The sequence below is a fragment of the Myceligenerans cantabricum genome (genome assembly GCF_054777735.1).
Map to the genome: position 1 here is coordinate 1 of NZ_BAAHAJ010000005.1, position 15,553 is coordinate 15,553.

Here is a 15,553-nt window from a genome sequence, read left to right on the forward strand (position 1 = left end):
GACAACCTCCGTCGGGTCCACCGAGACCGACGGATCGATCTCACCCGCACCCGGCGTCACCGTCAGCGGGGTCTCCGCCGACGTCCCGGTGGTGTCGTCCGTACCGACGATCGTGTACTCAGCCGGCTCGGTGTCCTCCATGATCGCGGCGGGGAGCACGAAGCTGCCCGTCTCGTCCGTGGCCACGGTCACCGGTTCACCCACGGGGTTGCCGTCGGCGTCGAGCATCTCGACGGTCACCGTGCTGTCGGGCGTGTACCCGTCACCGATGATGTCCGTGGTGTCCCCCTGCGCCACCACGGCCGGGTCGGCGACGATGGTCGGGTCGATCTCACCCGGCGTCACCGTCAGCGGGGCCTCCGCCGGGGTGTCCGTCGTGTCGTCGGTGGCGATCACCGTGTAGTCACCCGGCTCAGCATCCTCCGGAACATCCAGCGGCGTGGTGAACATGCCGTCCGCGTCCGTCGGAACGCCCTCGACCGGGTCGCCCACCGGGTTACCGTCCGAGTCCACCAGCTGCACCGTCACCGTCGAGTCAGGCGTGTAACCCTCACCGGTCACGTCCGTGGTCTCCCCCGGAGCAACCTCCGTCGGGTCCACCGAGACCGACGGATCGATCTCACCCGGCGTCACCGTCAACGGAGCCTCCGCCGGGGTGTCCGTCGCGTCGTCGGTGGCGACCACCGTGTAGTCACCCGGCTCAGCATCCTCCGGAACATCCAGCGGCGTGGTGAACATGCCGTCCGCGTCCGTCGGAACGCCCTCGACCGGGTCACCCACCGGGTTACCGTCCGAGTCCACCAGCTGCACCGTCACCGTCGAGTCAGGCGTGTAACCCTCACCGGTCACGTCCGTGGTCTCCCCCGGAGCAACCTCCGTCGGGTCCACCGAGACCGACGGATCGATCTCACCCGGCGTCACCGTCAACGGAGCCTCCGCCGGGGTGTCCGTCGCGTCATCCGTACCGATCACCGTGTAGTCACCCGGCTCAGCATCCTCCGGAACACACAGGTCCACCGTGAACGCACCCACGTCGTCGGTGTCAGCCACGACCGGGTCACCCACCGGGTTACCGTCAGCATCCGTCAGCTGCACCGTCACCGTCGAGTCAGGCGTGTAACCCTCACCCGACACCACCGTGCACTCACCCGGAGCAACCTCCGTCGGGTCGACGGAGATCGTCGGCTCGATCGGCGCCGGGAGGATGGTGACGGGAACCTCACCCGGGGTTCCCGTCTCGTCGTCGGTCCCGACGACCGTGTAGTCGCCTGGCGGCGTGTCCGGCGTCGAGCAGACGTCCGTGGTGAACGCCCCGTTCTCGTCCGTGTCGACGACGATCGGGTCGCCCACCGGGTTGCCGTCCGCGTCCGTCAGCTGGACCGTCGCCGTCGAGTCGGGCGTGTAGCCCTCACCCGTCACCACGGTGCAGTCGCCGGCCGGGAACTCCGGCGGGTCGGCCGTGAGGACCGGTTCGATGGCGGCGAGGTTGCAGGCGTCGAACCGGACACCGGAGTTACCCAGTCCGATGCTGCCCAGGTCGCCCTGCGCCAGGCCGAGCCAGAGCGCCGAGACCTCGAGGGAGTCGACGGCCTCACCGGCGTCGCCGGTGCACGTCGTCGTCTCCTGGTGGTTGATCTGGAGCGAGACGAACTGCGTGAGTACGTCGAACACCGGCGACAGCGCGGTGCCGATGGTCTCCGTGATCAGACCCGTCTTGACATCGGTGATCAGCAGCTCGAACACCTCGGCGCCCTCGTCACTGATGAGGAAGTCGTAGATGGTCGCGAAGATCGGAGTCAGCGCACCGCCCGCGGTGTTGATCGTCGTGGCCAGCGCCGTGCAGACGAGGCTCGCGGCCGCACCGGAGCAGTTCTCCTCGACCGGCGGGAAGTCCCCGCTGGCGGCGTCCGCCAGGTTGACCGTCCACGACACGTCGATGACGTTGCCGGGGAGCGGACCTTCCTGGTACCAGTTGCAGCTGATCGAGACGGCGTTCAGCGACTCGTTGATGGCGGTCGCCATGATCTGGACGGCCTCCTCCATCAGCTCGTGCACGCCCTCGGCGATCTGCGGATATGTCTGGTCGTCAATGACCTCGTAGTTCGGCGCGAGACCGTTCATGCCCGCGTCGTCGCCACCGGCCCACGGATCGTTGCCCTCGACCAGATGCTCCAGGTGGATCTCTGCCTCACCGGTGGAGAAGTCGATGGTGACGAGCTGGTTCGCCGACGTGAGCGGCTCACCCACCACGGCATTGACGATCGTGTCCTGCATGTCGGAGTCGACCGAGCAGTCCGGAGCAGGAAGCCCCGGCACCGGCAGGGCACCCACCAGGTCGGAGACGTCGAAGAGTCCGTTGACCGTGTCCTCGACCGCCGTGTCGACCTGACCGCCGAGATCATAGATCTCCGCGGCGGCGTCCTCGATCAGGGGCGAGTGCATCAGCAGCGACGCGTCACCCAGGACGTACTGCCCCGGGCCGGTCACCCCGCCGTCCGGGTCCAGGACCACGCCGTCCTCGGCGATCACCTCGGAGCCCAGCGCACCGAGCTCGAGGTCGAGCTGGTCGACGGCCAGGTCGGTGATCCCGCCCACGCCGGCAGTGTCCGCGAGTGCCAGGAGGTCGAGCGACGTCGTCCCCCAGTCACCCTCGGCGGTCCCGTCGATCGTGACCCCGCCGTCGGGACCGATCACGCCGGTGGCGGCGTGGCCGTCGAGCGGCGACGTGGTCTCGCTGGTGCTGGCGAGCGCCCCCAGCTGTCCGAGGTCCATGAGCTGGTCCACGGGGATCTCGACGTCACCGAGCTGTAGCACCTGGGCCCCGAGCAGGTCGACGTCCAGGTTCTCGGTGTTGGGGCCCGGGTCGGTGTCCCAGCCAGCCATCGACGTCGCCGCGCCGGCGAGCTCCTGCTCCATGAGCTCGGACATCAGCACGCTGGCCCCGGCCTCCGCGGGGTCGTCGGGGTAGTTGTCGAGCGCCGCCTGCGCGGGCATGCTCATCCCGGCGACGCAGAGCGCGGCACCGGCCCCGATCGCGACCGGGCGGTGCCACCCGGCACGCCTTCGCATTCGGTGTGGTTGGGAAGACGACTGTGTTCGCCTCAAAGGAACTCACTCCTCACAGGTTGCGCCGTCTGGGCGGCGTGGGGAACGGCGACGGGACACACGAAACTCACAGGCCCCACGGTCAGCGAACACAACGCGCCACTCATATGCATGCTCTGTCATCAGATATGCCCCGACGCAGGGCAGCGCAGTCCAACGCACACAGAGCACGCAATAGCAATTCAGCCGCAGCCAATCCGGAACATTCCGACCTTTCATCGGACATCCGGGAAAGGGACGCAGATCTGAACGCCGCTCATTCACCCGAATGATCACGCAACGGGTATACCCGCTCGCCGGGCCGCCGGCATCACCCTGCTGGACGCCTTGCGCCCCCGCGCGACGTGTGTCGGGCGGGGCGCAGCGGCGAGGCACCGCAACGACGCGAGTCGGCCTCTCAGCCCTCGGCCGCCGCCCACTGGGGCGGGCACTCCTCCGCGAGCCGGATGAGGTCCCGGCGGTCGCGGATGCCGAGGCGGTGGTAGACCTGCCGCAGACGGTTCACGACGGTGCGCTCGGACACGAACACCGACTCCGCGATCTTCGAGTTCGTCGCGCCCTTCAGGGCGAGCCGCACCATGGTCCGCTCGTCCCGGCGCAGCCCGTCCCACCGGTTGCTCGCCACCGCGCCGCCCGACGCCGTCTGCGCCGTGTCGATGCCCCGCGTCCAGCCGGCCAGCCCGGCGAGCTGCGCCAGCGTCCGGGCCCGGTCGAACGCGGCCACCGCGAGGCCCGCGTCGCCCCGGGCGGCGCGGAACCGGCCGTAGGCCACGAGCGTCCGCACGTGCTGGCGGATCGAGGCCGGTGGCGTGGAAGCGCGAACCGCCTCGTCGAAGGCCGCCAGCGCCCGGTCCCCGTCCGCCACCAGCGCGGAACCCCGCGCAGCCGCGGCACGCAGGTCCGCGGACACCGCACCGCACTCGCTCACCGCCGTGTCCCCGGCGGCCGCGGGCAGCACCTGCACATCACCCGCGGACACCGCGGCGTCCACCAGGTCCGCCCGGACCATGACCGGGCACTGGTACGGCCACCGGCACTGCTCCGTGGACACCGCCAGCAGCGATACCGCCTCCCGCGGACGCCCGAGCAGCAGGTGCGCGGCACCGACGTCGGCCGCGAACTCGGCCGCCGCGCGCGCCGACCAGTTCCCCAGGGCGTCAGGCACCCCCACGTCGGGGACCCGGCCGTCGATCGCGGCGTCGGCGAGCGCCGTCAGCCCGCGCAGCACCAGCCAGCCGTCGCACCCGGGGCGCAGCCGGCGGACCGCGTCGAGGTGCCGCCGCACGTCGTGGAACTGCCCCTCGACCGCTCCGACCATCGCCGCGGTGAAGCTGCGCGCCACCTGCTCGGCCGCGCCCACGACGTCGTCGTCCACGTGCGCCGCCACGAGTGCGCGGGCGCCGGGCACGTCGCCGAGCATGAGCCGCATCCGGGTCTGCACGTGCAGCCCGAGCCAGTGCTGCCCGGGCGTCTCGCCCACCGTGTCCAGGTCCGCACGGACCTGGTCCGGGTCGTGCACCACTCCCTCGGCCTCGACCGCGAGCGCCGCGGCCGCGAGCCGCCGCGCCGCCGTGCGGACCGGCCCGTCGTGCCCGCCGGGCGTACGCCACCAGACGTGCTCGGCCCACTCGCCGACGTCGGGCGTGGCACCCCCGCGCGGCACGCCCCACGTCTGCCCGGTCAGCACCGACACCGTGAACGCCAGCGCACGGTTCTTCGGGCAGGCCACGGACAGCCGGCCGACGCGCAGCACCGGGTTGAGCTCCTGCATGTGCAGACCCCGGAGCATGGCCTCGCCGAGGCGTTCGGCCGACGGCGCGGAGGGGCGGACGGCGCCGCTCCGCTCCGCGCAGTGGGCGGCGACGAGAGGATGGCGCACGAACCAGCTTCCGTCACGGTGCTCGGCGAGGCCGAGCTCGGCGAGGCGGGCGAGCGAAGGGTCCTCCCCGAGCCCGGCCGCGCCGTCCCACGGCTCCTCGCCGAGGCTCGAGCCGGGCTGGCGCAGCACGAAGGACGCGAGGAGGTCGGCGTCGGCGCTGTCGAGCTGCTCGATCAGGTGCCGGTAGGTGCGCTGGGCGGCGGGGCCGACGTCGTCGGGCCCGTGCCACAGCGCCCCGCCCCGCAGCTGTGCCACGGAGAGCTCCTGGGCCAGGTCGAGGGCGAGCCGCGGGTTCCCCTCGCTCCACCACGTGAGGCGCTCGACGACGTCGGAGGCGATGGCGAGACCGAGCGCGTCGGTGAGGAAGCGGCGCAGCGCCGGCGCGTCGAGCGGGCCGAGGCGGAGCACGTCCAGCTCGTCCGGCAGCGCGCCGGGCACGAGCTCCTCCGCGGCCACGACGACCCGGCAGTCGAGCACGAGGGCCTCGTCGGACAGCCGCTGCAGCCAGGAGAGGCGCTCCTCGGTCAGCACGCCGGCGTCGTCGACGAACACGACGTGCGGCAGCTTGCCGCCGAGGTGCTCGGTCACGCTCTCGAAGAATCCGGTCGTGGGGCCGGGGTCTGCGTCACCGGCACCGGCGGCCAGCGCCGAGAGGTCGGCGCGGTCCTTGTCGCCGAGGAAGCGCGCGTGCGCGCGCCGGGACCAGATCCGGGCCACGCGGAGCACCGGGACGTCCGGGCCGAGACCGCGGAGCGCATTCATGACGGTGGCGGTCTTCCCGGAACCGCTCAGGCCCACCACCATCAGCGTCCGAGGATCGATCTCGGCCGCCACGCCGGCGATCGTCCGCATCTCGCGGTCCCGGCCGTGAAGTGCCATCTCGCGCACATTCTCGGCAGCCATGACGAAAGACTGTCGAGGCTCAGCATCAAGCACCCGACGCGATATCGTCCGTGTCCTCACGCGCACCCACCCCCTCATTTGTGGCAACGGCTACTTTCCCGGGGGCGCGATGCGAGTGTATGACGAAAATATGATCTTGCTTGGTTTGTACAGGTGATGCGCGCGAAACTAATGGCCGCTTGCCGGAATTGTTCTTGACGTTCACCCACCCGAGACGAGCGTCAGCTGGACCGAGACGGGCACCAGGCGCGATGCCTCGGGAAGCCAACCGCACCAGTACCGGCTCAGTGCGAGCGGCGGCTGCGGCCCGGGGACGAGGCGGTGCCGGGTGACCAGCCGTTTCGCGGCGCGTTCATCGCTGAGCGTCACGTGGACCGTGAGCCCGTCGATCCGTGTCGGCTCGGCGTCGCCGTTCTCCGCGGCGATCTCCACCGCTTCCGCCTGGACCCGGAGGGCAAGGCTGTCCAGGCGGGCAAAGCTGTCGATGATCTCGTGGAACTGGAACTCCGCGTCGATGCTCATGCACACAAGACGCGCGAACCACACGGATGTCACAGCACTTCGCGAAGTTTCCTGACGCGACTTCCAGCAAGGCACTCGCGCGCGGGTCGTTCCGCGCCGTGGGCGGCGTCGCCAGGCCCGGACGGCGCGCGGGCCCGGCGACGGGTCCGAGCGGGTCAGTCCGCCAGGATCTCCGCGATCACCTGCGGCACGGCATCCGCCACGTCCGACGCCGATACCGGCCCTCCGCCGCTGGCCAGCGCCGCCGCCCGCCCGTGCAGCACGACGGCGGCCGCGGCGATCCGGCTCGTCAGCGCGGGGTCCGCGAGCACGTCGTCGGCTCGCGAGGCGAGCAGGGTCCCCAGCACCCCGGCAAGGACGTCGCCCGCGCCCGCGGTGGCGAGCCAGGCCGGCGCGTCCGCCTGCGTGTAGGTCGCCCCGGACCCCGCGACGACGGTGACGGCCCCCTTGAGCAGCACCGTCGCACCCGTCGCGCGCTGCGCCGCGCGCGCCCACCGCACCGGCTCGGCCTCGATGTCGGCCCGGTCGACCTCGTGCCCCAGCCCGCGCATCAGTTCCACCAGCTCCCCGGCGTGCGGCGTGAGGACAGCGATCTCGGGGAGCCGGTGCTCCAGCAGCGCCATGGCGCCGGCGTCGATGACGGCGGGCACGACGCCACCGGTCACCTCCACGTCCAGCACCCCGGTCACCGCCGCCAGGGCGCCGTAGACCCGCCGGTCCTGACCGGCGTCGGACCCGTCGGACGGGATGCCCGGGCCGAGGACCCAGGACTGCACGCGCCCACCGACGGTGACCACCTCGGGATGCCGCATCATGATCCGGTCGGTCACGTTCACGGGGCCGAGCGCACGCACCATGCCCGCGCCGGCCCGGACCGCGCCCGCGGTGGCGAGCACACCGGCCCCGGGGAACTTCTCCGTCCCGGCCACGACGCCTACCACGCCGCGCGTGTACTTGTGGTCGCGCGGGGTGGGGACGCGCAGCACGGCGGCGACGTCGGCGCCCTCCATGCGGAGCGTGCTCGACAGCTCCTGACCCTGCGCGGGCCCGAGCCCGACGTCGGCCACCTCGACGACCCCGGCGAGAGCGGCGGCCGGCGGCAGGAGCAGCCCCGGCTTGTACGCACCGAACGTGACCGTCCGGTCGGCGGGGAGGACCGGACCGGGCACGGACCCGTCGTCGACCCCGATACCGCTGGGGACGTCGACGGCGACCACCCACGGCCACCGGGTCCCGGCCGCCTCGGCGGCAGCCCGCGACTCCACGAGCGCGCGGACGATGCCGCCGGCCGGCGGCCGCAGGGCGCCGCGCGCGCCGACACCGACGAGCCCGTCGACGACGACGTCGGCGGCCTCCACCTGCTCGACGACGGCAGGGACCCGGAGCTCGGAGCGCGCGACCACCTCGGCGCCGGTCTCCTCGAGCGCGGCGAGCCCCTCGGCGTGCACGGTGGTGGCGACGAGCACCGCGGTGACCCGCATGCCGGACCGCGCCAGGTGGGCGCCCGCGAAGAGGGCGTCGCCGCCGTTGTTCCCGGCTCCGACGAGCAGCACCGCACGCGCACCGAGCGCCCCGCTCCGCCCGCCGGCGCGCCGGCGGGCCGGGCGGACGCGTCCAGGACCCGCGAGCCCGTCGGACCCGAGGGCGCCCCCGAGCCGGGGGCGCGGCGCGGCCTCGCCGGCGGAGCGCCGCCCGGCGACGTCCGCGAGCGCCGCTCGGGCGAGCGCGCGGGCCGCCCGTCCCATGAGCGGAGTTCCCGCGTCGAGCAGCGGCTTCTCCGCCGCACGAATCTCATCTGCCGTCCATGCCTCGATCACGGGCCCCATGATGCCTGTTGATTATCACGATTGGGTAAGGCATCCGGGTAAGGCATCGACCCGGATGCGGGAACGCCCCGCGGGCCCTGTGGACAGCGGGCGACACCTGCCCTCACGACCTCCTAGGCTCAGGGGCATGCGATTCGGACTCTTCATCCCGCAGGGCTGGCGGCTCGACCTGGTGGACATCGCCCCCGAGGACCAGTGGTCGACGATGCTGTCGCTGCTGCACCGGGCCGAGAACCAGGCGGCAGGCGAGGCCGTGCCCGGCGGCGACTTCGCGTGGACCTCGGCCTGGGTCTACGACCACTTCCACACCGTCCCGGAACCCACCGAGGAGGCCACGCACGAGGCGTGGTCGCTCATGGCGGCCTTCGCGGCGGCGTCCCAGCGGGTGCGACTGGGGCAGATGTGCACGTGCATGGCCTACCGCGAGCCCACCTACCTCGCCAAGACGGCCTCCACGGTCGACGCCGTCTCCGGCGGCCGCGTCGAGATGGGTATCGGCGCCGGCTGGTACGAGCACGAGTGGCGCGCCTACGGCTACGGCTTCCCGTCGGCGGGCGAGCGGCTGCGGGCCCTGGACGAGGGGGTCCAGATCATGGCGAACATGTGGCGTACCGGATCGTCCGGCACGTTCGAGGGCACGCGGTACCAGGTCGACGGCGCCCGCTGCTACCCGCAGCCCCTGCAGCGGCTCGCGGTGGGCGACGGCGGCGCCGAGGTGCCGAGCATCCCGCTGTGGATCGCCGGCGGCGGTGAGAAGAAGACCCTGCGCATCGCCGCGCAGCACGCGCAGTACACGAACTTCGTGGGCGCCCCGGAGGGATTCGCGCACAAGTCCTCGGTGCTGCGGGGGCACTGCGACGCCCTGGGCCGCGACTTCGGCGAGATCACGCGGTCGGCCAACTACAACACGGTGATCGGCGAGACCGAGCGGGAGGTCGAGGACAAGCTCCGCTGGATCGAGGACCATCTGCGCCGGTGGGCGCCCACGCGCGCCGACCACGAGATCGGTGTGTGGCGGGACGGCTACCTGACCGGCACCCCCGAGCAGATCGTCGAGAAGCTGCGGACGGTCGAAGGGCTCGGCATGACGTACGCGATCACGTACTTCCTCGAGGCCGCCTACGACCAGTCGGGCATCGAGCTGTTCGAGAAGCAGGTCATCCCGGAGCTGCAGTGATCGTCGGGGTGGGGATCGACGTCGTCGGCGTCGACCGGTTCATGGCAACGCTGGAGCGCACGCCACGGCTCCGGGAGAAGCTGTTCACCCCGGCCGAGCGGGACCTGCCGGCGTCGTCCCTCGCGGCACGGTTCGCCGCGAAGGAGGCGATCGCCAAGGCGCTCGGCGCCCCCGGGGGCCTGCGCTGGCACGACGCGACCGTGCACCGGGTGGTCGGCGGGCCGCCGGAGGTCGAGCTCAGCGGCACGGTCGCGGCCCGCGCGGCCGAGCTGGGCGTGCGCCACTGGCACCTCACCATCTCGCACGACGCGGGCATCAGCTCGGCGATGGTCATCGCGGAAGGCTGAGAGGGCGGAAGGCGGCCACACCGCCTTCCGCTCACTCCACCGTGACCGACTTCGCGAGGTTGCGGGGCTGGTCGACGTCCAGGCCCTTGGCAGTGGCCAGGGCCATCGCGAAGATCTGCAAGGGGACGACGGCGAGCAGCGGCTGCAGCAGGGTCGGCGCCTTCGGGATCCAGAAGATCTCGTCCGCGTACTTGCGCACCTCGTCGTCGCCGTCCTCCGCGATGACCAGCGTGCGCGCGCCGCGCGCCCGGATCTCCTGGATGTTGGAGACCACCTTCGAGTGCAGGGAGTCCCGCCCGCGCGGCGACGGGACGACGACGAACACCGGCTGTCCCTCGTCGATCAGCGCGATCGGGCCGTGCTTCAGCTCGCCCGCCGCGAAGCCCTCCGCGTGGATGTACGCCAGCTCCTTGAGCTTGAGCGCGCCCTCCAGCGCCACCGGGAAGCCGACGTGCCGGCCGAGGAACAGCACCTTGTCGCTGGCGCTCATCGAGCGGGCCGTGGCGCGTACGTACTCGCCGCGCTCGATGACGGTCTGGATCTTGCGCGGCATCGCACGCAGATCGTCCAGGAGCGAGGCGATCTCGTCGGGGAACTTGTTCCCGCGCAGCTGGGACAGGTACAGCCCGAGCAGGTAGGCGGCGGTGATCTGTGCCAGGAACGCCTTGGTGGAGGCGACGGCGATCTCCGGCCCGGCGTGCGTGTACAGCACGGCGTCCGACTCGCGCGGGATCGTCGAGCCGTGGGTGTTGACGATCGAGACGACCTTCGCACCCTGCTCGCGTGCGTGCCGCACCGCCATGAGCGTGTCCATGGTCTCGCCGGACTGCGTCACGGCGACCACGAGCGTCTTCTCGTCCACGATCGGGTCCCGGTACCGGAACTCGTGGGCGAGCTCCACCTCGACCGGGATGCGGCACCAGTGCTCGATCGCGTACTTCGCCACGTGCCCCGAGTAGGCGGCGGTCCCGCACGCGATCACGATGATCTTGTTCACCGTGCGCAGCACCGACTCCTCGATCCGCAGGTCGTCCAGGACGAGGTTCCCGGCCGCGTCGGTCCGGCCGCGCAGCGTGTCCGCCACGGCCTCCGGCTGGTCGTGGATCTCCTTGTCCATGAAGGAGTCGAAGCCGCCCTTCTCTGCGGCGGCCGCGTCCCAGTCCACCGTGTAGCGCTTGGCCTCGACCGGGTTCCCCGCGAAGTCGGTCACGGCGACCGACGTCGGCGTGATGGTCACCACCTGGTCCTGGCCGAGCTCCATCGCCTCCTTCGTCTGCGCGATGAACGCCGCCACGTCCGAGCCGAGGAAGTTCTCGCCGTCGCCGAGCCCGACCACCAGCGGCGAGTCGTGCCGCGCGCCGACCACCTGCTCCGGCTCGTCCGCGTGCACGGCGAGCAGGGTGAAGGTGCCCTTGAGGCGCCGCGCGGCGCTCGCCATGGCACGCGTGAGGTCGCCGGTCGCGTGGTACTCCCGGGCCACCAGGTGCGCGGCGACCTCGGTGTCCGTCTCGGAGCGGAACTCCGCGCCGTCGCCGGCGAGCTCGGCGCGCAGCTCGCTGAAGTTCTCGATGATGCCGTTGTGGATCACGGCCAGCCGGTCGCCGTCGGCGAGGTGCGGGTGGGCGTTCGCGTCCGTCGGTCCGCCGTGCGTCGCCCAGCGCGTGTGACCGATCGCCGACGTCGCCTCCGGGAGCGGACGCAGGTCCAGCTCCTCCACGAGATTGGCGAGCTTTCCGGCCTTCTTCGCGGCGGCCACGCCGTCGATCCCCGGACCGACCAGGGCGACACCCGCCGAGTCGTAGCCGCGGTACTCGAGCCGGCGCAGCCCTTCCAGGGCGACCGCCAGCGGCGACGTCGACCCGGCCGCGTCCCCGTCCCCGCCGCCACCGCTCCGCCGGCCCGCTCCGCCGTCCTTCAGCCCCGTGTATCCGACGATTCCACACATGGCCGCGAGTCTAGCCCGGAGCCGTGACACCCCTGCGCGGGTGCACGGGCACCCGGCTCCGTGGTGCAGAATCGTGCGGTGGCACACCAGTCTTCGACCACGATTCACGAGCACCTGCTGTCGCCGGTGCCCGCGTCACCGTACGTGGACCTCGACCGAGCAGCATGGAGCCGGCTCTCCGCCTCCACCCCGCTCCCCCTGACCGACGCCGACGTCGATCGCCTGCGCGGGCTCGGCGACCCGATCGACCTCGACGAGGTCGACGCCGTCTACCGCCCGCTGTCACGGCTGCTGAACCTCTACGTCAACGCGGTGACCGGGCTGCACGGCGCCACGGCGGCGTTCCTGCACGAGCAGCCGCCGCGCACCCCGTACGTGATCGGTGTCGCCGGCTCGGTCGCCGTGGGGAAGTCGACCACCGCGCGCATCCTGCGCGAGATGCTGGCGCGCTGGCCCTCCACGCCGCGCGTCGAGCTCATCACCACGGACGGCTTCCTGTACCCGAACGCCGAGCTGGAGCGGCGCGGCCTCATGGAGCGCAAGGGCTTCCCCGAGGCGTACGACCGGCGCGCCCTGATCCGCTTCCTGTCCCGCATCAAGGCCGGGCAGGAGGAGGTGCGCGCCCCGCTCTACTCGCACACGATCTACGACATCGTGGCCGGCGAGGAGGTGGTGATCCGGAAGCCGGACGTCCTCATCGTCGAGGGCCTCAACGTGCTCCAGCCGGCGCGCCCGTCCGCCGTCGACGAGTCGACGGTCGCCGTCAGCGACTTCTTCGACTTCTCCATCTACGTGGACGCCCGCACCCGGAACATCCGCCAGTGGTACGTAGACCGCTTCAAGCAGCTGCGGCGCACCGCGTTCCAGCGGCCGGAGTCCTACTTCCGCAAGTTCGCGGACCTGTCCGACGAGGACGCGGTCACGCGGGCCCTGACCATCTGGGAGTCCATCAACGCGCCGAACCTGGAGCAGAACATCCTGCCCACGCGCGGCCGCGCGACGCTGGTCCTCACGAAGGGTGCGGACCACAAGGTCCAGCGGGTCCGCCTCCGCAAGCTCTGACGGACGACCGCTCACACCACCTTCTGCGGAGCGGACGTCGTGGTGCCCGAGTCCTCGTGCGGATCGTCCGGGTCCAGGTGGCGCCGGTGGAACCACATCACGACCTTGTCGATGACGAAGCCCGCCGAGATCCCGAAGACGATCCCGATGCCGATCGCCAGCAGCGGCTCGTGCCCGAGCCACGTCGCCGCGAGGATCCCGATGCCCGCCGAGTACAGCGACCACATCACCGAGGCGATCCCCGCGATGGTCACGAACCGGCGCCACGGATAGCCCACGGCTCCCGCCGTCATGTTCACGGCGACGCGTCCGATCGGCACGTAGCGCGCCGCCAGGATGAACGACGCCCCGCGCCGTTCCAGCAACCGGTCCGCGCGGGCCACGGCCCGCCGCCCGCTCGCCGAGCGCAGGAACGGTATCCGTTCCGTGCCGATCACGCTGCCGATCCGGTAGGCGATCAGGTCCCCGCACCAGGCCCCCAGCGCGGCCACCACCAGCACCAGCGGCAGCCACGGGACCCCGATGCTGTGCGCCGAGATGGCCAGCGTGATGACGACGGACTCGCTGGGCAGCGGCGGGAAGAAACCGTCGATGGTCGCGAACCCGAACATGGCGGCGTACACCCAGGGCGACGCGGCCAGGTCGAGGACCCAGAGCTCCAGGGCTTCCAGGAAGGCGAAGATCGGTTCGAGCAGCACCAGCCAAGAGTACGCAGCGCGCCACCCTGACTGTCACCAGGGTCCGACCCTGATTCGGCCTCCCAGGGTGGCGGGAACCGCGTCCCGTCCGCGAGAACCGCGCCCGATCAGAGGGCGAGCGAGGCGCGGACCGTGGTGGCCAGCCGCTCCGCCTCCGAGTCCGCCTGCTCCTGGGTCCCGGCCTCCACCATGACGCGGACCACCGGTTCGGTACCGCTCGGGCGCAGGAGCACCCGGCCCGTGCCACCGAGGCGCTCCTCCGCGGCGGCGACGGCCGCCTTGACGGTGTCGTCGGTCCCGGCGCGCGTCTTGTCCACGTCCTTCACGTTCACGAGCGTCTGCGGCAGGCGGGAGATGTCCGCGCCCAGCTCGCCGAGCCGCCGGCCGACGGCCTTCACGCGCGCCGCGAGGTGCAGCGCGGCCAGCACGCCGTCGCCCGTCGTCGCATGGTCCGCGAGGATGATGTGACCGGACTGCTCGCCGCCCAGGCCGTACCCCCTGGCCCGCATCTCCTCGAGCACGTACCGGTCGCCGACGGCGGTCTGCACGGTGCTGATCCCTGCCTCCCGCATCGCGAGGATCAGGCCGAGGTTCGACATCACTGTCACGACCAGCGTGCTGCTCGGCAGCCTGCCCTCGTCCTTCAGGGCGGTCGCCAGGATGCCGAGGATCTGGTCGCCGTCGACGATCTCCCCCGTGTGGTCGACGGCGATGCAGCGGTCGGCGTCGCCGTCGAACGCCACGCCGAAGTCCGCCTCCGAGGCCACGACCACGGCCTGCAGCTGCTCCGGGTGCGTGGACCCGCACTTCTCGTTGATGTTCCGCCCGTCCGGGCTGGCGTTGATGACCACGACATCGGCCCCGGCGTCCCGCAGCGCCCGCGGCCCCACCTCGCTGGCCGCGCCGTTCGCGCAGTCCAGCGCGATCCGCAGCCCTTCGAGCGGGCGGTGCTCCAGCGTGGTCCCGATGCTCGCGGTGAGGTGCTTGACGTACTCCGCGGCGGCGAGCCCGGGGTCGAGCCGGATGCGGCCCACGCCGGCCCCGACGGGACGCTCCCACTGCTCGTCCAGCACGGCGGCGACGGCGTCCTCGACGGCGTCGTCCAGCTTGAGCCCGCCCCGCTGGAAGAACTTGATGCCGTTGTCCGGCATCGCGTTGTGCGATGCCGAGATCATGACGCCCAGATCCGCATCCAGCTCGCTGACCAGGTATGCCAGCGCCGGGGTCGGCAGCACGCCGAGGTCGATCACGTCGACCCCGGCCGAGGCCAGCCCCGCGGCGACGGCGTTCGTGAGCAGCTCACCGGACGCGCGCGGGTCGCGTCCCACCACCGCACGCGGGCGCGGGCCCAGGATCTCGCCCTGGGCAGTCAGCACCCGGGCCGCGGCACTCCCCAGCGAGAGCGCCAGCTCCGCCGTGATATCGCGGTTGGCGAGACCCCGCACGCCGTCGGTGCCGAACAGCCTGGCCATGTGTCATGTCCCCTCGTGCTGAAAGATGTGCGACCAAGGTTAGTGGTCGCAGGGGCAGGTGAGAAACGCAGCGGCCCCGCACGGCAGTGCCGTGCGGGGCCACCAGGAGCGTGACCGTGGTCAGCGCTTGCTGTACTGCGGTGCCTTGCGGGCCTTCTTGAGACCGGCCTTCTTGCGCTCGACCGCACGGTCGTCGCGCGTGAGGAAGCCGGCCTTCTTGAGGGCCGGGCGGTTCGACTCGGCGTCGATCGCGTTCAGCGCACGGGAGATGCCCAGGCGCAGCGCACCGGCCTGGCCGGAGCTGCCGCCGCCGTTGATGCGTGCGATCACGTCGAAACGGCCCTCGACCTCGACCAGCTTCAGCGGGTCGTTGACCAGCTGCTGGTGCACCTTGTTCGGGAAGTACTCCTCGAGGGTGCGGCCGTTGATCTTCCACTGGCCGGTGCCGGGCACGAGGCGCACGCGCGCCACGGCCTCCTTGCGGCGCCCGACGGCCTGGCCGGGGGCGGTGAGAGACGAGCCGCCCGTCGCCGCAGGGGCAACCGACTCGCTCGTGTAATTGCTGGGCGTCGTCTCGTCCAGCTCGGTGTCGACGGTGGTCTCAGCCACTGTGTGTT

General features: G+C 71.8%; 11 protein-coding genes. 3 read left to right on the forward strand and 8 right to left on the reverse strand.

The window, feature by feature from the left end:
- The 4 genes from ACYU96_RS04860 to ACYU96_RS04875 form a co-directional block, all read right to left on the reverse strand.
- Positions 1 to 3,069 (reverse strand): choice-of-anchor G family protein (locus ACYU96_RS04860; protein ID WP_460749684.1); only part of this gene is annotated, 3,069 nt, incomplete at its 3' end.
- Between the two features lie 433 nt (positions 3,070 to 3,502).
- Positions 3,503 to 5,887, reverse strand: coding sequence for a helix-turn-helix transcriptional regulator (locus tag ACYU96_RS04865; RefSeq protein WP_460749687.1), 2,385 nt, complete (start codon positions 5,885 to 5,887; stop codon positions 3,503 to 3,505).
- Positions 5,888 to 6,088: 201 nt separating this feature from the next.
- Positions 6,089 to 6,409, reverse strand: a complete 321-nt coding sequence (locus ACYU96_RS04870) for a hypothetical protein (RefSeq protein WP_460749690.1) — start codon at positions 6,407 to 6,409, stop codon at positions 6,089 to 6,091.
- A 155-nt stretch (positions 6,410 to 6,564) separates the two neighbouring features.
- A complete protein-coding gene (locus ACYU96_RS04875; protein ID WP_460749693.1) occupies positions 6,565 to 8,235 on the reverse strand; it encodes a bifunctional ADP-dependent NAD(P)H-hydrate dehydratase/NAD(P)H-hydrate epimerase in 1,671 nt (556 codons plus the stop codon).
- Positions 8,236 to 8,362: 127 nt separating this feature from the next.
- Between ACYU96_RS04875 and ACYU96_RS04880 the strand changes: the two genes are divergently transcribed.
- Together ACYU96_RS04880 and ACYU96_RS04885 are read left to right on the forward strand one after the other, a co-directional pair.
- Positions 8,363 to 9,412, forward strand: a complete 1,050-nt coding sequence (locus ACYU96_RS04880) for an LLM class F420-dependent oxidoreductase (protein WP_460749696.1) — start codon at positions 8,363 to 8,365, stop codon at positions 9,410 to 9,412.
- On the forward strand, positions 9,409 to 9,759 hold the full coding sequence (locus ACYU96_RS04885) for a holo-ACP synthase (RefSeq protein ID WP_460749699.1): 351 nt from the start codon (positions 9,409 to 9,411) through the stop codon (positions 9,757 to 9,759). The genes ACYU96_RS04880 and ACYU96_RS04885 overlap by 4 nt, the downstream gene beginning before the upstream one ends.
- 31 nt (positions 9,760 to 9,790) lie before the next feature.
- Here the strand turns inward: ACYU96_RS04885 and glmS are convergent, their stop codons facing one another.
- The gene (gene glmS / locus ACYU96_RS04890; protein ID WP_460749701.1) at positions 9,791 to 11,704 is read right to left on the reverse strand and encodes a glutamine--fructose-6-phosphate transaminase (isomerizing); all 1,914 of its coding nucleotides are present in this window, start codon (positions 11,702 to 11,704) and stop codon (positions 9,791 to 9,793) included.
- 78 nt (positions 11,705 to 11,782) lie between these two features.
- Here glmS and coaA point away from each other — a divergent pair, with 78 nt between their 5' ends.
- Positions 11,783 to 12,766 carry a type I pantothenate kinase gene (gene coaA, locus ACYU96_RS04895; protein WP_460749704.1) on the forward strand — a complete coding sequence of 328 codons (984 nt, stop codon included), beginning with the start codon at positions 11,783 to 11,785 and terminating at the stop codon, positions 12,764 to 12,766.
- An 11-nt stretch (positions 12,767 to 12,777) separates the two neighbouring features.
- Here coaA and ACYU96_RS04900 read toward each other — a convergent pair whose 3' ends face one another.
- From ACYU96_RS04900 to rpsI, 3 genes are all read right to left on the reverse strand, one after another.
- Positions 12,778 to 13,464, reverse strand: coding sequence for a DedA family protein (locus ACYU96_RS04900; protein ID WP_460749707.1), 687 nt, complete (start codon positions 13,462 to 13,464; stop codon positions 12,778 to 12,780).
- 107 nt (positions 13,465 to 13,571) lie between these two features.
- Entirely contained in the window at positions 13,572 to 14,936 is a 1,365-nt protein-coding gene (glmM, locus tag ACYU96_RS04905; RefSeq protein WP_460749710.1) for a phosphoglucosamine mutase, read from the reverse strand.
- A gap of 120 nt (positions 14,937 to 15,056) precedes the next feature.
- Positions 15,057 to 15,545, reverse strand: coding sequence for a 30S ribosomal protein S9 (gene rpsI / locus ACYU96_RS04910; RefSeq protein ID WP_460749713.1), 489 nt, complete (start codon positions 15,543 to 15,545; stop codon positions 15,057 to 15,059).
- Positions 15,546 to 15,553 lie beyond the last annotated feature (8 nt).